General features: G+C 33.4%; 20 protein-coding genes. 9 read left to right on the top strand and 11 right to left on the bottom strand.

Annotation, left to right across the window (positions count from 1 at the left end; genetic code table 11):
- Window positions 1-24: 24 nt before the first annotated feature.
- The 7 genes from NZ698_RS02965 to secD all read right to left on the bottom strand — a co-directional run bounded on the left by NZ698_RS02965 (window position 25) and on the right by secD (window position 8,333).
- Window positions 25-1,506 carry a hypothetical protein gene (locus tag NZ698_RS02965; protein ID WP_263001608.1) on the bottom strand — a complete coding sequence of 494 codons (1,482 nt, stop codon included), beginning with the start codon at window positions 1,504-1,506 and terminating at the stop codon, window positions 25-27.
- Between the two features lie 111 nt (window positions 1,507-1,617).
- Window positions 1,618-2,067 (bottom strand): tRNA (cytidine(34)-2'-O)-methyltransferase, encoded by a 450-nt coding sequence (locus tag NZ698_RS02960; RefSeq protein WP_263001607.1) that lies wholly within the window; start codon window positions 2,065-2,067, stop codon window positions 1,618-1,620.
- Between the two features lie 237 nt (window positions 2,068-2,304).
- Window positions 2,305-3,120 carry a tetratricopeptide repeat protein gene (locus NZ698_RS02955; RefSeq protein WP_263001606.1) on the bottom strand — a complete coding sequence of 272 codons (816 nt, stop codon included), beginning with the start codon at window positions 3,118-3,120 and terminating at the stop codon, window positions 2,305-2,307.
- A gap of 1 nt (window position 3,121) precedes the next feature.
- A complete protein-coding gene (locus NZ698_RS02950) occupies window positions 3,122-3,682 on the bottom strand; it encodes a phosphatase PAP2 family protein (protein ID WP_263001605.1) in 561 nt (186 codons plus the stop codon).
- Window positions 3,683-3,684: 2 nt separating this feature from the next.
- Complete coding sequence (locus NZ698_RS02945) at window positions 3,685-4,017, bottom strand: Sec-independent protein translocase subunit TatA/TatB (RefSeq protein ID WP_263001604.1); 333 nt, start codon at window positions 4,015-4,017, stop codon at window positions 3,685-3,687.
- 61 nt (window positions 4,018-4,078) lie between these two features.
- The gene (locus tag NZ698_RS02940; protein WP_263001603.1) at window positions 4,079-5,296 is read right to left on the bottom strand and encodes a TCR/Tet family MFS transporter; all 1,218 of its coding nucleotides are present in this window, start codon (window positions 5,294-5,296) and stop codon (window positions 4,079-4,081) included.
- Between the two features lie 127 nt (window positions 5,297-5,423).
- Window positions 5,424-8,333, bottom strand: a complete 2,910-nt coding sequence (secD, locus tag NZ698_RS02935) for a protein translocase subunit SecD (RefSeq protein ID WP_263001602.1) — start codon at window positions 8,331-8,333, stop codon at window positions 5,424-5,426.
- A gap of 214 nt (window positions 8,334-8,547) precedes the next feature.
- On the opposite strand from secD, the gene NZ698_RS02930 reads away from it, so the two are divergent.
- The gene (locus NZ698_RS02930) at window positions 8,548-9,915 is read left to right on the top strand and encodes a PQQ-dependent sugar dehydrogenase (protein WP_263001601.1); all 1,368 of its coding nucleotides are present in this window, start codon (window positions 8,548-8,550) and stop codon (window positions 9,913-9,915) included.
- A gap of 85 nt (window positions 9,916-10,000) precedes the next feature.
- On the opposite strand, the gene hemN is transcribed toward NZ698_RS02930, so the two are convergent.
- Window positions 10,001-11,434 carry an oxygen-independent coproporphyrinogen III oxidase gene (gene hemN, locus NZ698_RS02925; RefSeq protein ID WP_263002591.1) on the bottom strand — a complete coding sequence of 478 codons (1,434 nt, stop codon included), beginning with the start codon at window positions 11,432-11,434 and terminating at the stop codon, window positions 10,001-10,003.
- Between the two features lie 150 nt (window positions 11,435-11,584).
- On the opposite strand from hemN, the gene NZ698_RS02920 reads away from it, so the two are divergent.
- From NZ698_RS02920 to NZ698_RS02895, 6 genes are all read left to right on the top strand, one after another.
- A complete protein-coding gene (locus NZ698_RS02920) occupies window positions 11,585-12,097 on the top strand; it encodes an RNA polymerase sigma factor (RefSeq protein WP_263001600.1) in 513 nt (170 codons plus the stop codon).
- Between the two features lie 20 nt (window positions 12,098-12,117).
- Complete coding sequence (locus NZ698_RS02915) at window positions 12,118-12,387, top strand: hypothetical protein (RefSeq protein WP_263001599.1); 270 nt, start codon at window positions 12,118-12,120, stop codon at window positions 12,385-12,387.
- 2 nt (window positions 12,388-12,389) lie between these two features.
- The gene (locus NZ698_RS02910) at window positions 12,390-12,824 is read left to right on the top strand and encodes a hypothetical protein (RefSeq protein WP_263001598.1); all 435 of its coding nucleotides are present in this window, start codon (window positions 12,390-12,392) and stop codon (window positions 12,822-12,824) included.
- Window positions 12,825-12,826: 2 nt separating this feature from the next.
- The gene (locus tag NZ698_RS02905) at window positions 12,827-13,519 is read left to right on the top strand and encodes an MbnP family protein (protein WP_263001597.1); all 693 of its coding nucleotides are present in this window, start codon (window positions 12,827-12,829) and stop codon (window positions 13,517-13,519) included.
- A gap of 1 nt (window position 13,520) precedes the next feature.
- Window positions 13,521-14,534 carry a cytochrome-c peroxidase gene (locus NZ698_RS02900; protein WP_263001596.1) on the top strand — a complete coding sequence of 338 codons (1,014 nt, stop codon included), beginning with the start codon at window positions 13,521-13,523 and terminating at the stop codon, window positions 14,532-14,534.
- A gap of 68 nt (window positions 14,535-14,602) precedes the next feature.
- Window positions 14,603-15,907 (top strand): T9SS type A sorting domain-containing protein, encoded by a 1,305-nt coding sequence (locus NZ698_RS02895; RefSeq protein ID WP_263001595.1) that lies wholly within the window; start codon window positions 14,603-14,605, stop codon window positions 15,905-15,907.
- Between the two features lie 65 nt (window positions 15,908-15,972).
- Here NZ698_RS02895 and NZ698_RS02890 read toward each other — a convergent pair whose 3' ends face one another.
- Window positions 15,973-16,884, bottom strand: a complete 912-nt coding sequence (locus NZ698_RS02890; protein ID WP_263001594.1) for a sialate O-acetylesterase — start codon at window positions 16,882-16,884, stop codon at window positions 15,973-15,975.
- Between the two features lie 186 nt (window positions 16,885-17,070).
- Between NZ698_RS02890 and NZ698_RS02885 the strand changes: the two genes are divergently transcribed.
- Entirely contained in the window at window positions 17,071-18,252 is a 1,182-nt protein-coding gene (locus NZ698_RS02885; RefSeq protein ID WP_263001593.1) for a hypothetical protein, read from the top strand.
- 3 nt (window positions 18,253-18,255) lie between these two features.
- Window positions 18,256-19,443: a hypothetical protein gene (locus tag NZ698_RS02880; RefSeq protein ID WP_263001592.1), complete on the top strand. Its 1,188-nt coding sequence runs from the start codon at window positions 18,256-18,258 to the stop codon at window positions 19,441-19,443.
- 65 nt (window positions 19,444-19,508) lie between these two features.
- On the opposite strand, the gene NZ698_RS02875 is transcribed toward NZ698_RS02880, so the two are convergent.
- Together NZ698_RS02875 and NZ698_RS02870 are read right to left on the bottom strand one after the other, a co-directional pair.
- On the bottom strand, window positions 19,509-22,022 hold the full coding sequence (locus NZ698_RS02875; protein WP_263001591.1) for an Hsp70 family protein: 2,514 nt from the start codon (window positions 22,020-22,022) through the stop codon (window positions 19,509-19,511).
- Window position 22,023: 1 nt separating this feature from the next.
- Window positions 22,024-22,314, bottom strand: a complete 291-nt coding sequence (locus NZ698_RS02870; protein ID WP_263001590.1) for a hypothetical protein — start codon at window positions 22,312-22,314, stop codon at window positions 22,024-22,026.
- Between the last annotated feature and the right edge of the window lie 40 nt (window positions 22,315-22,354).

Here is a 22,354-nt window from a genome sequence, read left to right as displayed (position 1 = left end):
AAAATATTTTTAAGTATTCAAAAATTATAAAGAAAGATCAAATTGCTTTTCAAAAATTTTTATTTGTTCTTTGCTGTAATCGTGATCTCCTTGCATTACTTTAGGTTTTATTTTTTTGAGTGCTTTAACTGCATAGTTAAATAACTCCCTGTAATCAGATTGTTTTAATGTCTTTGCAGCATCTATTAAATAATTAGAATTTTCTTCTTTATCAATCCTCAGCTTTATAGAATCTTCAGCATTTAAAATTGCTTGTCTATCATCAAGAAATGTTATGAAAAAATCCAAATGTTGCAAAAAATCTAATTCCAAAAAATATTTGTTTACAATCTCTTGATACATTGTACTATTTAGGGTTTTCAAAAACTTGATATTCGTTTGAGAAAGATTAGGTAATTCAACTTCTTCATTATCAATATCACGTACAGAAAATTCATTTATTTTAATTTTTTTAAATCCATCATAAAGATACTTAACAAGGTCATCTTTACTGAGAATTTTTTTTGTATAATTTTCAAATACATAATTATCTAGTACTCCATCATTTATCCAGGATTCTTTTATGTAAGGATAATATAGTTCGCAATAATGATCAACAAATACTTCGTTTTTAGAATCATAAGTACTCCTACTCAAAGTTGAAATCAAAAAACTTCTTCTTGGATTACTAGAATTAAATATTTTTTCAACAAGTATCTTTGCTTTTGGGCTACAAAATTCTGCAACAGTTCTCAAATAGTTTTGGTAAACAAAAAAATCTTCATCACCTGCAAATTTTTCAATAAATTGCTCTAAAAATGGAATAAATTTCTCATCAGGAAATTCCTGTATCGCTAAGAAAGATTTATCACCAAAACTTTTAATAAATTCTATATCGTCCTGTTTCTTAAATTTAGCTACATAATTAAGTAAGTAAGGGAAATTTTTCTCTTTGACTAGTTTTTTAATTGCATCATAATATTCTTTTTTCAAAGGAATGGCATATTGAATATTGGATAACAAATTTTCATTTAATGGTTCAGATGCAAAAATAAAATTTAATAGTTCGTCTTTTAAAGCACTTTCTTTACTCTCATACGTTTTGGGATCCATTGTTAAACGTTCAAACAATTCTCCGTTATAAATAATAGATCCAATTTCTGGATCAAAATTTCTAATAGCATGGCTTTCTGCCACTATATCTTTTCTTCCAATGGTTGCTTTAAAAAGTTGAACAACAGTTGCTGTATCATTGTCTGCAAACAATTTTTGAATAATTAATTTTCTGAAAGTCAAAGGAATTTCTTGTCTATAGAAAGTTATTAAATCCAATTTATTCGTTTTTAAAAGAATTGATTTTTCTACTTTATCTCTTAACAATACAAATTCATCAAAATTATCAATTATTCTGGGATCACCTATCGAAGATAAAGAATCGTACTTTTTTATTTCAAATTCGAGATCTTTGCTTATTTGCGTAAAAGCAAAAAAAGGAAATAATAAAAATGTAAGAATAAAAATTTTCATCGTATTATTTTTTAACAAAGCCATTTGAAAAGTTTTGTCTTTTCCTAGTTTCCAAATCTAGCGAATGTACAATGCCATTGCAATAAAAAATCAAAAAGCTATTTTAATTTATTACAACCCTATCTGCCTTTTTGCCTCTCCCACTACAAAAGCAACTGAGTTGGCAATATTGAAACTTCTGATCAATTTCGACATCGGAATTGTTAAATGGTTTTCAAAACGGTCTAAAACATCTTTGCTTAAACCCACACTTTCCTTTCCGAAAACCAACCAGTCACCATCCTGAAAATCAATGTCCAGGTATGATTTTTCGGCGTGGGAACTCATGAGAAAAACGCGTGATAAATCAGGAATTACTTTCATCCATTCGTCAACATTGGCATATTCAGTGACATCAAGATGTACCCAATAATCTAAACCGGAACGTTTGAGATTTTTATCATCAATTAAAAATCCGAAAGGATGAATAAGATGTAATTTGCTTTCAGTTCCAACGCATAATCTTCCGATATTGCCTGTGTTATTGGGGATTTCCGGTTCTACAAGAACGATGTTTAACATGAATATTTTTTAGAAGTTCAAAAATAATTAAAAGAGATTTAATTTTGAGGGCTTAATTAAATTTTTTCAAATTTGAAAATAAATCGCATTTTTGCCATTTCGCAGGAATTCTAAGCAACGAACATAAAAACTCTGTCGAGATTCCTACGGAAATCGCAGATTCGACGGAGTAAATGACAAAGATAATATCTAAAAGTGTGACTTATATCTGAGTTTAATCTTAAAATACAAATAATATTATTTTTTGACACATTTAGTATATTGTTCAGCTAAAGCTACTTTTTCGTATCCGGTAGCAACCGCTTTATCCAAACTTGCACAAGCTTCCTTATCTTTTGCGGTATCAAATAAAATTAGAGCTTTTGTTACATATGACTGTGAAAATTTAGGATCAATAGAAATCGCCTTGTTAACATCTGCCAAAGCTTCTTTATATTTTTTCAGTTTTAAATAAACATCGGCTCTACCATTATAAAGTAAAGATTCAGGTTTTTCTGACAGCAATTTATTGTAATCTTTCAATGAACCTTCAAGATCACCGTTTCTTTTTTTAAGATTGGCTAAACCTGTTCGTGCAAAAATATTGTCGGGTGCGAAAATCAGAATTTGGTTAAGATCTTTTTCCGCTAAATCTTTTTTACCTAAATTTTCGTAAACTTTTGAACGTGTCAAATACATCTCAGCATTTTGATCGTCAATCATTAAACCTTTATTCAGATAATCCAGTGCTTTGGTTTTACTCCCTTTTTGATTGTGTAAAGAGCCCAGATTAGAATAAACTGCTGCTGATTTAGGATTTGATTTCAAAGCAGATTCATAAGATTTGAATGCTGCAGGAATTTTCCCTAATCTTCGTTGTGCTGTACCTAAATTATTGAAATACTCAGATTGATATTGCTGAATCATTTCTTTTTCTGCCAATTTTGCATATTGCTCTTCGGCACACTTATAATCAGCTTTTTGCATGCATTCTTCTGCACTTTTTTTGTCCTGAGCAGAGAAAAACTGTAGCGATGAAAACGCTAAAGTAATAATGAGTAAATGTTTTTTCATTTTATATAGTTTGTTTGTTGATGACTTTTTTTGCGAACATCGAAAATACCGCTCCCAATAAAATTCCAACAAACGCCCCCACCAAAATATCTATCGGGAAATGTACTCCTAAATAAATACGGCTATATGATACAATTACTGCCCATACAAATACAACATATGGGAACCATCTCAGTTTATCTTTTAACAAAAAGCTCAAATAACTTGCTAAAAAAAAGGTATTTGAAGCATGTGCAGAATAGAAACCAAATTGTCCGCCGCATTTTACTGCTCTCATGTAAGATTGTAAACTAGGGTCGTGACAAGGTCTTAATCTGGCAACTCCGTATTTAAAAACTCCGGCTAACTGATCAGAAACAGTCACTCCAATTGCAACAAAAAGGAGAATGTAAAATAAAGATTTGAGCTTAAAATTTTTATAGAGAAAATAACAGAAAATAATATAAATCGGAATCCAGATAAATGTTCCGGAAATTAATATCCAAAACTGATCAAATGGAGTGTCTCCCAGATTATTAAGGTAAAGAAACGCCTTTTTATCTTCAAGAATGATCTCTTCCATTGCTATCTGCTTACAGGACCTTCGTATGTATCGTCATCTGAAGGTTTTAATTTTGGAGTTTCGTCAGCTAAAGGCTCTCCTATAATGTCTTTCTGAATATTTTTGGTAGGATCAAAATCTTTGGCAGCATCTTTCACCTTTTCGATTTCACGTTTGATTTCAGAAACAGGATTGTCTGTTTCTTTCATGATTTCGGTTTTGATATCTTCTACCGCTCCACGCATTTTTCTTACTCCAGATCCTAGATCACGGGCAATTTGAGGCAGCTTATCCGGTCCGAATAAAACTACAATCGCAATGGCGATAAGAGCCATTTCTCCAATGCTTAATTCCATGATGCTAAATTACAAAAGATTATAGATAAATATTGTTTTGTGGCTTAATTTTAAATAAAATTTAAGATTTCTTTTTCTGAAAAGCATAATAAGTGACCACTACACTTAAGGTCATCAAAATAAACGCCAAAAAGAACGGTGCTCCCGAAAATTTAAAAGGTGCATCTTCATGGGTGAAAAAATAAAATAAATTAGTCATCATCGGAGGTCCGATAATCGCAGTGGCACTCATTAAACTTGTTAATGCTCCCTGCAATTCACCTTGTTCGTTTGCAGGAACGCTTTTAGTAATTACAGATTGTAAAGCAGGGCCGCAAATTCCACCTAAACAGTATGGAATCAGGAAAACAAACATCATCCAGCCTTCAGTTGCAAATGCAAAAAGAAGCATTCCGAGAGCATATAGAGCCAGACCGTAATAGATACTTTTTTGTTCTCCTAATTTTGGAGTCGTCCATCGAATCAAAACTCCTTGCACCAAACCTACTAAAAGTCCGACAACGCCAAGAGAAATCCCAACCATTCTTTCTGTCCAGTCAAATTCGTACATGGTGAAAAAACTCCAGTTACTTTGCACAGCATGACCCGCAATATAGATTAAAATTAAAGCAACAATCAACCCTGAGATTTCAGGATGTTTACCTAAAAATTTAAATGAACCGACAGGATTTGCGCGTTTCCAGCTGAATTCTCTTCTTTTATCTTTATCTAAACTTTCAGGAAGAATAAAATATCCATACAAGAAATTTAATAAACATAAAACTGCCGCAGCATAAAATGGAACTCTTGCGCCGTAATGTCCAAGAATACCACCGATGACAGGACCTATGATAAATCCTAAACCGAAAGCAGCACCAATCAAACCGAAGTTTTTTGCCCGATCTTCATCGGTTGAGATATCTGCAATGTATGCACTTGCCGTGGTTACACTTGCTCCGGTAATTCCTGCAATAATTCGACCCGCAAAAAGCCAGATTATTGTTGGTGATAATGCTAAAAGAATATAATCAATAGCAAAACCAAACAATGAAATCAAAATAATAGGTCTTCGTCCGAATTTATCACTCAGATTTCCGACAATCGGTGAAAATAAGAACTGAGTAAAAGCATAGGCAAAACCAAGCCAACCTCCATATTTTGCAGCTTCACTGATATCTGCGTGAATCAGTTCTTTAATCAACGCCGGAACCACCGGAATGATAATTCCCCATCCTGTAATATCGATCAGTAAAGTGATGAAAATAAAGCTCATCGCAGCTTTTTTCTTTGATTTTTCCATAGCTCTGCAAAAGTAATCAAATCTCTAAAAATAATGATTCTAAATTTTCTCTATTAAAAAAGTATAATATTCGGAACAAAAAAAGCCTTTCAAATGAAAGGCTTTTTCTTATTTATTGTAGTGTAAATTATTTTGAAGCAAGAACTTCTTTATCGGAAGATGTTTTTCCGTGTACCCCTTCTTCTTTTCCTGTTTTAAGGAAGTCATAAGCTATCGCCGAAGCAATGAATATGGATGAGTACGTACCGAATCCGATACCAATCAACATCGCAAACATAAATCCTCTAAGGTTATCACCACCAAAGATGAAAATAGCCAAGATTACAAGAATCGTTGTGAATGAAGTGTTGAAGGTTCTACCTAATGTACTTGAGATAGAATCATCAAATAATCCTGCCAATGTAAGAGATTTTTTCTCTCTCAAATATTCTCTGATTCTGTCGAAGATAATTACGGTATCATTGATTGAATATCCTAAAACAGTTAAGATTGCTGCAATGAAATCCTGATTGATCTCCATATTGAAAGGCATGATTTTATGAAGCAATGAATAAGCTCCCAAAATAATAACCGCATCATGGAATAATGCCGCAACAGCACCCAATGAGAATTGCCATTTTCTAAATCTAACCAAAATATAAATAAAGATACCTGCTAAAGCAGCTACAACTGCAAGAATACCATGAGTCTGAATATCATCAGCAACTGTAGGGCCTACTTTTTCAGAAGAAATAATTCCTGTAGTACCTTTATCAGCAGCTTTGAAATCTTCTAATGTAGTATTAGCCGGTAAACTTGTTTTTAATCCTTCGTATAATTTTTGCTCAACAGTCTGGTCAGCTTTTAAAGATTCATCATCGATTAAATAATCTGTAGAGATTTTCAACTGATTTTCGCTACCGAAAGTTTTAGCTTCAACAGAAGAGTTTTTACCGTCTTCAGTTGTAAACATTTTAACTAAATTCTGCTCGATATTTTCAGCATTCACATCCTTATCAAATCTCACAACGTAGTTTCTACCACCTGTAAAGTCAATTCCGTATTTGAATCCGTGGATTGCGATTGATGCAACACAAACAACAGTTAAAATAGCAGAAACAATGTAAGCGTACTTTCTTTTCCCAATAAAATCAATCCAGGTATTTCTGAATAAGTTTTTAGTTGGTGCCGTCCACACAGAAAGGTGTTTTCCTTTATTCAGTCTGCTGAAAATCATTACTCTTGAAAGCAATACAGAAGTAAAGAATGTCATCAAAATACCGATTCCTAAAGTCAAAGCAAATCCTTTAATAGGACCTGTTCCGAATAAGAATAGTACACCTGCAGTTAATAATGTCGTTAAGTGACCATCAACGATCGCACTTAATGCATGTTTGAAACCATCTTTGTATGCTTCAAGAATACTTTTTCCTGCGAACAGCTCTTCTTTTGTTCTTTCATAAATAATTACGTTCGTATCTACTGCCATTGCCATCGTAAGAACGATACCCGCAATACCAGGAAGTGTAAGTGTAGCATCTGCGGAATCCATAATTCCGAAAATGTAGAATAAGTTGATAATCATTGCGATTACCGCATAAACTCCTGCTCCACCGTAATAGAAAATGATATATGCGATAATGATCAAGAATGCAATACCAAATGAAAGCATCCCTGCATCAATAGATTCCTGTCCTAATGAAGGTCCTACCTGAGTCGCCTGAACTACTTTTGCACCTGCAGGTAATTTACCCGCTCCCAAAACGTCAACCAATTCTTTAGCTTCCTCCTGAGAGAAGTTACCAGAGATCTGAGTTCTACCGTTTGGAATAGCACCTACAACATTCGGAGCTGTGTAAACTCTATTATCTAAAGTTACTGCAACCGGTTTTCCAACGTTTTTCTCCGTTAAAGTTTTCCAGTCTTTTGCACCTTTAGAATCCATTTGCATATCAACAACTACCCTGCTCAATTCATCGTAACCGATGCTTGCAGTTTCAACCGCACCGTCTACCGGAGCTTTTTGGTTGATATTACCTCTTACTGCATATAATACTAAGCTGTTTGTATCGGTTGATTCCGGCTTGTAACCCCACATAAACTGGGTATATTTAATATTTGCAGGACGTAATGACTTAGCAATTTTGCTGTTTAATATTTTATTTACCTTCGCTGTATCAGATAATTTTACGCTGGCAACACCATTCGTTTTCAATTTATCCAATTGAAGAAGACTCATGAAATTTGTATTCTTTGCAACTCCTATAGAATCTCCTTTTGTAGAAACCGTAGTTGTAAGAGTCTGAAAATATGAAGCTACTTCAGGAATTTGCTGTACTTCCCAAAACTGAAGTTTTGCAGAAGTCTGAAGCATTTTCTTCACCTTGTCAATGTCTTTCATTCCCGGCATTTCAACAGAAATTCTTGCTGTACCCGGAACTCTCTGAACATTCGGCTGAACAGCTCCCATTTTATCAATTCTGGTTCTGATTACTTCAAAAGCAGTACCTACAGAAAGGTCAATTCTTCTTTTGATAATACTCTGAACCTGCTCATCTGTAGTGTTGAATTTGATCTCAGAAAGATTCGTATTACCGAAAATTTCAGGATCTGCAAGTTTTAGATTAGCACCTTTAGCTTTATTTACAGCATCAAACTCAACAAAGAAATTGTCGATGTAAGATTTTGTTGAATTTTTCTGAACCTCGTCAGTTTTGTTTAAAGCTTCGATCAGAATAGGGTTTGTAGAATAATTGGTTAAATCATTCACAAGATCTCTCTGATTGATCTCCAAAAGAACATTGATCCCACCTTTAAGGTCAAGACCAAGTTTCATTTCCTTGTCTTTCGCTTTGGTGTAATAAAGTTCTGTAAAACCTAGATTCAGTGTATCCTTAGAAAGTCTTGCGATCTCTTTCTGATACTTTTCCGGATTGTCTCCTGCAATAGCAGTTGCCTGCTTTTCAATCTTGCTGGCGTACCATGTTGGTAATAGCTCATTTAAGCAAATTAACCCTAGTACAATAGCAACAATTGTAATAAGTCCTTTTCCTTGCATTTTGTTATAACTACGTTAAATTAAGTCGGCAAATATAATGATTTTCTTGATATTTTATGAATTTTTAAGAACAGAAATCGTTTATTTTCAGATATATCGGTATTCTGCATTCAATTAAAGATTTACTAATTTTTAATCAAGATTTTAACGAATTTTTCAATTGCTATTTGGTATGAAATTTTCATTAACATAATACACTAAATATCAAAATATTATGAGAAAATTACTACTTTCAGCTACCCTATTTTCTTCTTTACTCTTTTACTCCCAAAGTTTTGTATTGCAAGAATTTGCGACAGGTCTTACCGCACCTGTCGAAATCACGAATGCCAACGACAGCCGATTATTTGTCGTACAACAGAACGGAATTATTAAAATCATTCAACCTAACGGAACGATCAACGCAGCCGATTTTCTGAATATCAGTTCAAAAATAACCTATGGCGGAGAAAGAGGACTGCTCGGATTGGCTTTTCATCCTCAATATGCTACTAACGGTTATTTCTTTGTTTATTATAACAATACTGCCGGAAATATTATTGTTGCGAGATATTCTGTAAGCACGACCAATCAGAATGTTGCCGATATCAATAGTGAAAAGATTATCCTTAATATTCCTAAACCATTTGACAATCATAATGGCGGCAGTATTAAATTTGCACCCGACGGAAATCTCTGGATCGTAACAGGTGATGGTGGAAGTGGCGGTGATCCAAATAATAACGGGCAAAACAAAAATTCATTATTGGGAAAAATGTTGCGAATTGACATCAATTCAACCGGACCTTACAATATCCCAACCGGAAATCCTTTTATTGGAGCAGGAGTTGATGGCGCAGATGAAGTGTGGTCTTACGGATTAAGAAACGCATGGAAGTTTTCATTTGATTTAACGACCGGAAATGCAATGATTGCGGATGTGGGACAAGGCGCAATTGAAGAAATCAACAAAATGCCGATTGCAACTTCAGCACTCAATTACGGATGGAGATGTTATGAAGGAAACAGCGCTTATAATACATCTGGATGTGCGGCTTCAACTACAATGACTTTTCCTATAGCAGTATATGATCATTCCGGTGGAAAATGTTCAATTACGGGAGGTTATGTTTACAGAGGAACGGCATCACCAAGTCTTCAGGGAAGATATTTCTTTGCAGATTACTGTTCTACACAAATCGGGACTTTGGACGCAAGTAATGTTATTACGTGGACAACTCCATTTTCGGGAAATAATTTTTCAACATTTGGCGAAGATTTTCAGAAAGAATTATATGTTGCTGCAGTCAATAACGGAAAAATATTTAAAATCACGACAGCCACTTTAGGAACTCAGGAAAGTGCTTTAAGCCAAATAAGAATTTATCCTAATCCTGCTCACGGTAGAGTTTTTATTGAGGGTTTACAATCAAATTATTCTAAAATTGAACTAATCAGTACAGAAGGTAAAATTGTTCTGAAAGATGTTAAACTGGATAGCGAATATAGTTTTGATGTAACTGGAATAGAACCCGGAGTTTATTATATCAACATCAAATCCGAAGATTTAAAAGAATATAGTCAGAAATTGATTATTAAGTAGCTTTAGGCTTTAGGCTTTAGGCTTTAGGCTTTAGGCTTTAGGCTTTAGGCAAAGAAAAGCGATTCAGTTTTGAATCGCTTTTCTTTTATATTGTCATTGAAAAAATTCTGGTTTCCGGTTTATTTCTCATCATTCGTAGATCAAAAACCATCGCAACGTTTCTTGTGAACGCTCTACCCTTTTCGGTAATTTTTATTTGGTTATCATGAATTTCAACCAATTCATCTTTTTCCATTTCTTTCAACATTTCGAAAGCATTTTCAAGCTCCGGAAAAGAATTTTGAATATCAAAAGTAGTTTCAAGCTGACACATCAAATTTAAAATATGTCTTCTCACAAGCAGATCCTCCTCATTTAAAATATGTCCTTTTACCACAGGAATTACGCCTTCTTCAACAGTTTTCTGGTACTCTTCCACAGTTTTTACATTCTGAGCAAAAGCATACCAGGAATCTGAAATTGCAGACATTCCCAAACCAACCATCAACTGGGTTTTACTAGAGGTATATCCCATGAAATTCCGGTGCAGTTTTTTCTGAATTAAAGATTGGTATAAATCATCATGTTCCAAAGAAAAATGATCCATTCCAACTTCGATATATCCTAAATTTTCCAAAAGTCTTTTCCCGTCTTCATACAAACGACGCTTTTCTTCACCGCTCGGAAGATCATTTTCATCAAAACCTCTCTGTCCCACTCCTTTCACCCACGGAACGTGAGCGTAAGAATAAAATGCCAAACGATCAGGTTTCAATTCCATTGTTTTGCGGATCGTGTGCTCCATTGCTTCCCAAGTTTGATGCGGAAGTCCGAACACCAAATCATGACTGATTCCTGTATAACCAATTTCACGGGCGATTTCGGTTACTTCTTTTACTTTTTCGAAAGGCTGAATTCTGTTGATTGCTTTCTGAACTTTCGGATCATAATCCTGAACTCCAAAACTCGCTCTTCTGAAACCCAAATCATATAAAGTCTGAAGATGTTGTCTTGTTGTATTATTCGGGTGACCTTCGAAGGAAAACTCGGGATGTTCGGCAATTTCAACTGTTGAAAAAATGCCTTCCAATAATGTTTTTAAGTTTTGTGGGGAAAAAAAAGTCGGCGTTCCACCACCTAAGTGAAGTTCCTTTAGCTTAGGTTTGTTGGAGGGTTCGAGGGTTTGAGAGTTTGAGAGTTTGAGAGATTCAACTTTTGAATTTCCTTTTTCAATATTATTATTTGCAAAAAGTTCTAAATATAATTTCCATTCTTTTAAAACACTTTCTAGATAAGGAATCTCTACACTATGTTGCTTCGTAATACGTTTATGACAAGCGCAAAACGTACATAGAGCTTCACAAAAAGGAAGGTGAATATAAATTGAAATTCCCTCTTCCGGATTACTTTCATTAAAAGATCTTATCACACTTTCCTTCCATTTCTCCGGCGAAAAAGTGCTTTCGTCCCAATAAGGAACTGTGGGATAAGATGTATAACGAGGTCCTGGAATATTATATTTGTCGATTAACGAATTCATCTGGAATTTCATACTGCAAAATTAACTATAAGTTATGAATTGTGAGCAATGAGTTTTGTTAGTCTTATTGCGAAAATTGGTAATTTTTATTCATTCTAAAAAATATTTATCAAATTTGCATTTCAAACACAACCTTGAAATAAAATTAAATTGACATTTGACCAAATATATCATTCCAATAAAAATTTAGTGTACAATCTTGCGTTGCATTACGTTCAGAATGTGAAAGATGCCGAAGAAATCACTCAGGATGTATTTCTCAGCGTTCATGAAAAGCTGGATACTTTTCAGAATAAATCTAAAATATCTACATGGATCTATAAAATAACGATACATAAATCCCTTGATTTCATTAAAGCCAAAAAAGCGAAAAAACGTTTTGGATTCATCAGTTCATTGTGGGACGAAAAACCAGATCTGTCGAAACGCGAACTTGTCAATTTTGATCATCCCGGAGTCATGTTGGAAAATAAAGAGGCCATGAAAAAACTTTTTGATATCATTAATACTTTGAATGAAAAACAAAAAACGGTTATTATTCTCAATAAAATAGAACAAAAAACCATTTCAGAAACCGCAGAAATAATGAATCTTTCAGTAAAAGCCATAGAATCTTTATTGCAAAGAGCAAAAAATAATATCAAAACCAAAGGAAACTATTAATAATGTCGTCTAATAAGAATATGAAAAATACAAACGATCATCTTGAAGTATTTTCAAACATCCAGGAAGCTAAAATTTCTGATGTTGTTTATGAGAAAATTTTAAACAAAATAGAAAATCAGAAAACAACCGGTTTTTCTGTCAACCAGATATGGACATACGGAATTGCGGCAAGTGTAGTATTTATTTTAAGCATTTTCACTGTTCTGCATAATGATACAAACGAAAACAGCACAAAGCAATTGGCCGAAAACATGAATATCATTCCTCATAATTCTTTATATAATTAAAAATGAAGCAATCACGATACCCGCAAATAATCATTATTTCGTTGATTATATCCAATATTTTGTTGATCGCTTTTGTTTTTTTAAGAAGACCTCCTCATCCTGAAGGCCCGAAAAATTTAATTATAGAAAAACTGCATTTTGATAAAAAACAAATTGGAACATATGATTTGCTGATCGAAAAACACAGAAAAGATATTTCTGAAAATGAAGATCAGATGATGAATCTTAAATCTCAACTGTACAAAACTATTGAAACTGAAGATACCTCACAAAAAGATTTTCTGATAAGAATGATTGGGAAAAAGCAGGAAGAAGCAGAAATTATTAATTATCAGCATTTTATGGATATAAAAAAACTTTGCAAGCCCGATCAGCAAAAAGATTTTGCAGAGCTGGTAAATGATTTAGGAAACTTATTTTCTCATAAAAGACCATAATAATGCGTACAGGAATTTATTTTTTATTATCATTTTATTTGGGTTTAATGATTTCTCATGCGCAAAATTTAGCTCCATTAAATCTGGAAGTTCGAGCTGTTTACAATAAAAATCCAATTGTCATCAAAGAAGATCGGTCAATGATTCTTGATGACAAAACCGGGCTTGAAATATCAAAGCTTAAATTCTATCTGTCGCATTTTGAATTGTATAATGACAACGAAATGGTTTTTTCAGAAGAAAACAGTTATCATTTAATGGATGCATCTGATGAAAATTCCATGAAAATTCAATTATCAATTCCTGAAAATATTCAATACAATAAAATGAAATTTTATCTCGGGATTGACCGGAAAACCAACGAGGAAGGCATAAAAGGTGGCAGTCTGGATCCTACAAAAGGAATGTACTGGTCGTGGCAAAGCGGTTATATTAATTTTAAAATGGAAGGAAAAAGTAATCTCTGCAAAACAAGATACAACGAATTTACTTTTCACTTAGGCGGATTTTCAGATCCTTTTTATGCAATGCAGGAAGTAGAAGTAAATATCAATTCACATACGAAAGCATTGTACATGGATATTGATCAATTTTTTTCTAAAATAAATTTGTCTGAGCAGAACAACATCATGATTCCTGGGAAAAAGTCTGTAGAAATGTCTAAAATAATTTCAAAAATATTCCGGGCAGAATAGTATGAAAAAACATTGTCCTTTACTGGTAATTGTACTTTGTGTGCTTTATGGATTTAAAGATCAGATAGATCCACTTTTCACAGTGCCTCAAAATTTCCCAAAACCGGTTTATGATTTCAAAAAAAATCCTTTATCTGAAGAAAAAATAACTTTGGGAAGAAGTCTATTTTATGATCCACTTTTATCCCGCGACGAAACGATTTCCTGTGCAAGCTGTCATCTTCAAAACACTGCTTTTACGCATATTGATCACGCAACAAGCCACGGAATTGATGGACGAATCAGCAACAGAAATTCGCCCGTTCTTATTAATCTCGCATGGAATAAAAGCTTTATGTGGGACGGCTCGGTTCATCATATTGACGCTCAAGCTTTAGCACCGATTGAAAATCCGCTTGAAATGGATGAAAAACTATCGAATGTGGTAAACAAACTGAATAAGTCTAAATTCTACAAAAAACTATTTTACAAAGCTTATGGTGATAGTTTGGCAACCGGCGAAAGAACTTTGAAATCTATTTCACAATTTCTGCTGACTTTGGTAAGTTCAAATTCAAAATACGACAAGGTACTGCGCAAGGAAAAGGGATTTGAATTTAATGAATATGAACAAAAAGGATATAAATTATTTAAAGCCAATTGTGCCGTTTGTCATACGGAACCTCTTTTCACCAACAGAAATTTTGAAAATAATGGTTTGCAGCCAGATCAATATTTTAAAGATGGCGGGAGGATTAAAATAACAAAAAATAAAAAAGATTCATTGAAATTTAAAGTTCCTACACTTCGAAATATCGAACTTTCTTATCCATACATGCACGACGGAAGATTCAAAAATCTGCAGATGGTTTTATTTCATTACACGGAAAACATTCATAAAAGTTCTACTTTATCTCCACATTTAAAAAAGAAAATCAATTTGAGTGAGCAGGATAAAAACAATATTATTGCCTTTTTAAAGACGTTAACTGATGAGGAATTTACCAACAATCTCAATTTTTCTTACCCAAAATAAAAAAAATTATAAGAAAGCGAAGGATTATAAAAATAGTGTCGTCTAAAACAGTAATAAACTAAACGATAATGAACAGATATCTATTTTTAATGATCTTTTTACTGGCTCAGAACTCAGTATTTTCACAATCAATCTTATCAAGCTGGATAATGAATGCCGGAGAATATGCAAGTTACTGGCAAAATACAAACGGAAGTCCTACCAATCCTACTTTTGTTTTTTACACATCAACTTCTCTGGCGAATGTTACTCAGGTATGTTATAATTCTTCATACGTATGGACAAAATCTGAAGGAATGACGACAAATATGGGACAGTTTCTCAATCCGGGTGCGCCTTCTGCACAAGGATATACGTATCGCTTTCCAAGAAATCCAACCGTTCCCACTACCAAAACAATCTCTCCGAAAGTAGGTTCTAGCGGACTTTTAACCAATGGAGTTCCTGTATACGGACTTTCAAATGCCCGTTACTACAATGGAAGCGGAAACAACGGAATGGGTGTAGGAACATGGAATGCCGAAGTTTATTTAGCTGAAGGATTTGTTTTGGATGCAACTTTGGGAGCGCATCCGCAACAGCAAGGAGCTTATCATAGTCATGCAAAACCATACAGATTGTATTCTACTACATCATCTTCTGTACACTCTCCTATTATTGGATGGGCTTTTGACGGATATCCCATTTACGGACCTTACGGTTACAGCACTCCTTTGAATGCTTCAAGCGCAATTACAAGAATGAAAACCGGTTACAGTTTAAGAAATATTACCACAAGAACTTCTTTACCATACGGAGTTTCATTAACATCGGCAAATTACGGACCTGCTGTAAGTACAACCTATCCTTTGGGAACGTATATCGAAGATTATGAATGGCTGGCTGCAAATGGAGGAGATCTTGATAAATACAACGGCAGATATTGTGTTACTCCTGAATTTCCCGGCGGAACTTATGCTTATTTTGTAACTATTAATGCAAGCGGAACACCTCAGTTTCCTTATTATATCGGAATAAAATATTATGGTGCTCCTGAAACTGATGATATTACGATGGGAGCAACAATTACAGTTCCAACAGGTACAAGTTGTTTTACTTCAGCTTTAAATACCAATGAATCGGAGCCTTTAAAAACTGAAAATGTTTACACTTATCCGAATCCTTCCAACGGAATTTTTAATTTAAAATTACCAGAAATTACCGGAAAATCTGAAATTGAAGTTTACAGCGTGACCGGACAGAAAATATTCAGCAAATCTGTTACCGGAAATGAAACTCAGATTGATATTTCGGATAAAGGAAAAAATGGTATCTTTATTTTAAAAGTTCTAAATAACGGGAAACAATATACCGCAAAATTGATGTTAAAATAATTGAATTAGAAAGGCTTCGAGAATATTCGAAGCCTTTTTTATGTTGTTTATTTAAAATTCAATAATTAAGGTTTGCTTTCAAAATTTTTTATAAGTTTAAATATTTCCTCCGCAAAGTTTTTTCCTAAATCAATATAACCTGCGCTGTCGTAATGCCACGGATCATTTCCGTAATTGTATTTTTTGGTTGAACGAACAATTGCTGCATTTTTATCAGTTTTTATAAATTTTTCCTGAGCATATTGCACCAATTCACCAGTTGGCCAAACTCTTCCTTTTTCATTTTTCCCGGAATCTGAAATTTTCCCGATCACTACAGGAAGATCATCGGTAAGTAAAGTTGCACGCATTTGATTCATTAAAATTTTTAAATGACCATAATATCTGCCGGCAATTTCTTCATCGTAACTCGCATCACCTTCACCCTGCATCCACAAAATTCCTGACGGGATAATTTCATCTTTTTTCCCATTTCCGTCAATATCTGTTTCGGACAAAGCATTTTTCACGATTTTCAAAAAATTATCATATTGATTCAATCCGTTTTTACCATTGAAATCAGCATCCCAACAACCGAAATTTGCTGCTGCAACACTGTCAATGGAAGTTCCTTCTCTTGCGTATTTTATCAAAGCGACTTTATCATTCGGGAAAAGTTCTTTCATTCGTTTGGCAAAAGAAAGTTCCAAACCAAATCTGTCTGAAAGAGTGTTTGCTTTTCCGTCTGTTTTAAAACCTTTTCCGTTTCCCGGTTTCAAGACATCCCATTTTCCGATTCCGCCATTCAGATCTCCGTCAGGAACCGAATTTCCCTGAAAAATATAAACATCTTTAAATGTTTTTAAATCATTTGGAAGATCTTTATTATATCCAAAACCATTCATGTTTGATTGTCCTGCAAGAATAAAAATTCTGATTTTCTGAGTGTAAAATAAGGTTGGAATCAGTATTAAAAAAAATATATTCAGATTTTTCATTGATGAAATTTTATTCAAAGGTAATTTGAAAATATTGATTGTAAAAATGAAAGATTTTCAATAGAAATTTAATTCTAAAAATTGAATGATGATAGTAGTATTGGAATGCAAAATTTTAAATTTAACATTGCAGAACACGAGAATTATCAATAAATTATTTTATTTTGCACCAACCATTTGATAACCATGCAAAATTTCAGACTGAAAGAATTTGTAGAGCAAAACGTTCAGAATTTTAATCCTAAAAATCCCCAGGATTTGATAAAGGCTGAAAAATTGTTAAAAGCTGAAAGCAAATTAAATCAAACCTTTACCATCAACGAAATTGAATCGTTTTTAGATTTCATAAAAAATCAGACGCAGAATTTTGATGAAATATTGAAATTACCGGTTATCAAAAGCATTTACAACAATATTTACCCTGAAAAGCTTTCCTTCAAACCAGATCTGAGAAATATTTCGCAGTTGGAAATAGAAGATTTCAGAGAACTATTTTCATCCAATCTCCAAGCTTTCATTGCTGAGTCTATCCGAAAAAACCAGTGGCAAAGTCTGATTTATTTTCAGCAATATTATGCATCATTTTTTAGTTCAGAATCTTTAGATGTCTATAAAAATTTATTACACGAACGAAATGATCTGATTATTGAAGGCATCATAAGGAATAATGATTTATTCACATTTAAAGAAAATTATCCGTTTGCTACCGAAAGAAAATTCTATTATCTGCAAAGCCTGATTGATGATTTCGAATTTGATGACGACATACTCTCGATCAATAACGTGGTCGCTGAAAAGCAGAAAACAAATATTAAGAATAAAGTGATTCTTGGAGAAATCCTGACTGCTATTTACAGTTTCAATTCTGCAAATGAAATTACAAAAAATGTTATCCGCAATAATCAAAAAGTTGCTCAGGATTGGCAGGATGAAAAAAGCGGATTTCTAAACAGAATCGCTTACAGCATTGCAGGTTTTTTTCTCAAAAATCAAAATCCCAGTCTGATTATTTTTTTATCGGCAGTCATTATTATGGCGTATCTATCGAGCTTTTTCTATGTTTATAGTTTCGGAGTAAAAGCTTTGATGTTCTACCTACTGACCAATATTGTGGCAGCATATTTTGCTTTTAGAAATTTTAAATATTATTTCAGTCAAATCAATTATAGAGATAAAGTCGATTCCTTAGGCAAAATATCGGCAACGATTCTTATTACCATGATTATTTCTTTTCCTTTAATGATCATCATCGGAATGGGCTCACTTTACGTTTTCGATTCGGTTACCAACCATAAGTTTCCGACGCAGATGATCTTGCCAGTTATTATCATCGGAGTAAAAATCTACATGTACAGAAATAGAAAGTAATCAATGTCACAACTGCAATTTTTAGATATTATTAAAGAAACCCTGCCCCATTTTGACGCAGGTAATCCTTCTGATTTGATAAAAGCCGAAAAGATTTTAAAGATTCATCAGAAAACAAATCCCGATTTGCAACTTAATGATATTGAGAATTTTATTGCATTTTATAAAGATAACGGTAACAAATACGGGATCATTCTTAAGGATGAAAACTTGCAGAAAATCCTTAAAAACGAAGATTTTAAAATTGATTCTTCACAAAATAATATTTTTTCACAACCCTCTTCTCTTCGTGATGATTTTGGTAACGATTATGCAGAAAACATACATAACTACATTCAGCTGAATATTAAAAATAACGATTGGGGAAATCTCCGAATTTTTTACAAAAACTATTTCCCAATTATCAATTTTGAAAATAAAGATGGACTAATTAATACGATCACAACACGAAATAATTTAATCAGGGGAATTCTTCCTCATCCAGAGCAGTATAATTTATTGCTTAATCAGTACAGACATTCTGTGGATCCTGATTTTTATGCGTTGCAATCGGATATTGATTCTGCTTATTTTAATGAAGAAATAATGGACATCAATAATGATTTGGCAGAATATCAACATACAGACCAATTCAATAAAGTTTATTTGGGGAAAATTTTCGTAGCTCTTTCTAGATTTGATGCCTATACAGAAGAGTTAAGAGGTTTGTTGATCAAAAATTCAAAGATAGGTGCCAAATGGGCAAATCTTGACATGACAGTTACCCTGAAAAAAAAGGACAACACTCCAAAATATGCGGAAAAAGATTATGGTAAAACTGCAGAATGGATCTTGCTTACTATCTTTTTTTCTTTAGTTGGTTTGGGTATTATCTTTTTACACTTCAGATTGGAAAATAATAATTTCTGGTATGTTACAATATCTGAACTGCTTTTATTTTTACTTTTAAATAAAAGACTAAATGGTCATTACGAAGAAAACTCAGAGTCCAAAGGAGATACATCGACTCGTCGAAAGCTCAAAAAATGGGCTTTTAAATTTTTGTTTCTTCAGATTTACATTATCATTCTCGCAATTTGTTTAGCTATTTTTTTAGGTATAATTGCATTAGCATTTGCTTCCAGCGGTATTGGTCTTGGCGGAATAATTTTTATCATTTGGGTTATCCGAGCAATTGTGAAGAGGAAATAAGAAAAAGTTTAATCAATAAAAAAGTTATTATAAAAGCCATCCGAATATTTCAGATGGCTTTTAAATTATTTCAGTCCCAAATTTCCGTCGGTATCTTCAAAAGGATTTTTCGGCTTTACTTTCAGCAAATCATATAATCCCTGAATCACATATTTTACTTCCTTAAAATTATTGTTTTCCATGGCTTTATCGCCGGCTTCAAAAAGTTTTGACGCTTTTTTTGAGTCTTTGTATTCATCAATATCACGATATTTGTAAAAATAATACAGACTAGCGTACGACTCATCTTTCTGATAATAAATATCGGTATGAAGTTTATCCAATTCCCTCGTTTTCCTTTTTATCAGAGACTTTTCGTTGGATTCTAAAAATATTTTTTCGTCTTTAATGATCTTCTGAAATTGCTCTCTTTGTCTTTGTGTCGCATTTTCAAGCAAATCTTCCATCTCAGATCTTGATCTTTTATACTCTTCGATTTCGTAGATAACATCACGGAAACGAACAATCTTATCATATTCCTGCAATGCACGTCTTTTTCTTTCGTCAAGCTGAAAAATTCTTTCAGTCTGTTCGTCTTCCTCTATTTCTATCAGATCAAATTTGATTTTGAAAAGCTCATCTTTGATATTTTTAAAATTAACCAAAACAGAAATGTCTTCAGGATCAGCCTCGTCTACATTATCAACGTAGCTCAACTCTGTTTCAATTTCGTCGATCACTTTATCAATATCTTCCTGAAATTTATCTTTATTAATATGCTTCGTGTGAGGATTAAAAACATCTTTCTTTTCAAAATCCACCGAAGAAATATAAACAGAAACCGACAAATCTCTCGATTCACTCATGCTGAATTTGAGTTCGATATCCATTCCTTTTAAAAGATTGATAGGCAAATCTCTGGAATTGATCTCAATATAGCCGATTCCCATATTACTCGCCGGAAGTGTTGCGGTTTTACCTTCCAGAATATTAATAATCAGCTTATCGTCGGCATCTTTATTGAAATTTTTTGATGTCGTCTTATAAATTGTTTTCGTTAAAGGAAGAATATCATTTTTTTTAAAAATCCTTTCGAGATAAGTACTTCCGAAGTTATCATCAACCTCCAGACAAATGTCGTTTGGTAAAGGTTGTCCGGAAATATTGTAAATTCCGTGGTTGATAGAAATGTCATTTTGCTCAAAAACAACCGTTTGACTTTGATCCAAAACCGTCAGATTAAACTGATTGATTTGTTTTGGAAGAATTTTTACAAACTCAGAAAATTTATTTTTAAAACTCATCAAACCGGTATCAAAACCACCATCTTTTCTGGTAATTCTGTAATATCCTTCGAAATCACCTTCAATATTTCCTACAAAAAGTTCCTCGTCATCTTGAGTATTAACTTCGTAAATCAGTTTTAGATTGATGGTATTTGAATTTTGAGTTTCTTTATTTTCTGATTTGACATCATTTTCAGTTTTAACCAAATCAGAGTTTTCTTCTTTCGTACCGGCAAAATAAGCAGCACCCACCATTACCGCAGTCGTAGGATCAATAGAATTATCAACAGTAATCCCGAAAATCTCTCTCAAATGCTCTCTGATGTATGGAATATAGGTAGTTCCTCCTACCAAAATAATTCGCTCAATATCATCTGAAGATTTGCTGTTTTCTTCTAAAAGTTTCCTGATCAATGTTACTGTTTCATCAACTTTTGGCGAGATAACTTTATTGAAATCACTTCTTGAAATTTCAAAATCAATATAATGATCGCCGTCATTTAATTCCAGTTCTGTATTTACAATATCTTTTACAGACAATTCTTTTTTGATTTCTTCAGCTTTATAGAGAAGTTCGTAATATAATTTTGCATAAAAACTATTCTCTTTAGACATTAGCTTTTTGAAAAGTGAATCTTCATTTAAAATCTTCTCGATTTTCGGTACAAATAAATGCTCAATAACCAGATGATCGAGATCTACTCCACCAAGAAAGTTATTTCCTTCATGGTCGATGATCTTCAATTCACGCTCATTAATTTTCACTAAAGCAACATCAAAAGTTCCCCCGCCAAAATCATAAACCAGCCAGTTTTTTTCCTGTGCCTGATCCTGCGTCTGAATATTAGCATACGCTAAACAGGCGGCAATCGGTTCCTGCAAAAGAACGACCTGCTGAAAACCTGCCAATAACCCTGCTTTTTTGGTTGCATTAGACTGTACCGTATCAAAAGATGCCGGAATCGTGATAACGATCGACTGTGGTTTTTCGTCCGGAATAAAGCTTTGTAATTCCTTTAGGATCATTGCAGAAAGCTCAACAGGAGTTTTCTTCTGATCGATATCGGCAACATCATAAAGATGTTCTGTTCCCATTTTTCTTTTGAAAGATGAAAAAACATCTAAATGTGCTGATTTTAAAAGTTCTCTCGCTTTATCACCAATTAAAATTCTCCCTTTTTTATACGCAACAATCGAAGGTAACGTATCGCTGAAGCCTACCGGATTTTTATAAATATTTACCTTTCCGTCTGCAAACTTTGAAATCCCCGAATTGGTGGTTCCTAAGTCTATCCCAAAATTTATGTTTCCCATTTTATTCAGCAATTACAATTCCTTTCTGTAATAGTATTGTTCCTGAACCGTCATTCTGAAAAATTGCCGGTTTCAGGACTTTGGTAATGATTGGTTTTGAAGAATTTCCAACAAGATTAGCTTCCAGAGAAGTGTCTCGAGAATCATACATTTTCCCTATGGGATTATTAATTGTATAGCCCAATTCTTCGAGCTCGTGATGTATTCTTTCGAAGTTTCTTTCAAAAATTGAAATATCCTGATCTTTTGATTTTTTTTCGATCTCAAAAATTTGATTGATGATATTCAGCATGAATTTTCTATGTTTTTAAAAGTACAATTTAATTATTTTT

The organism is Chryseobacterium edaphi (assembly GCF_025628985.1).
In the GTDB taxonomy this organism is placed as follows: domain Bacteria; phylum Bacteroidota; class Bacteroidia; order Flavobacteriales; family Weeksellaceae; genus Chryseobacterium; species Chryseobacterium edaphi.
This window is presented reverse-complemented; position numbering and strand designations above follow the sequence as displayed.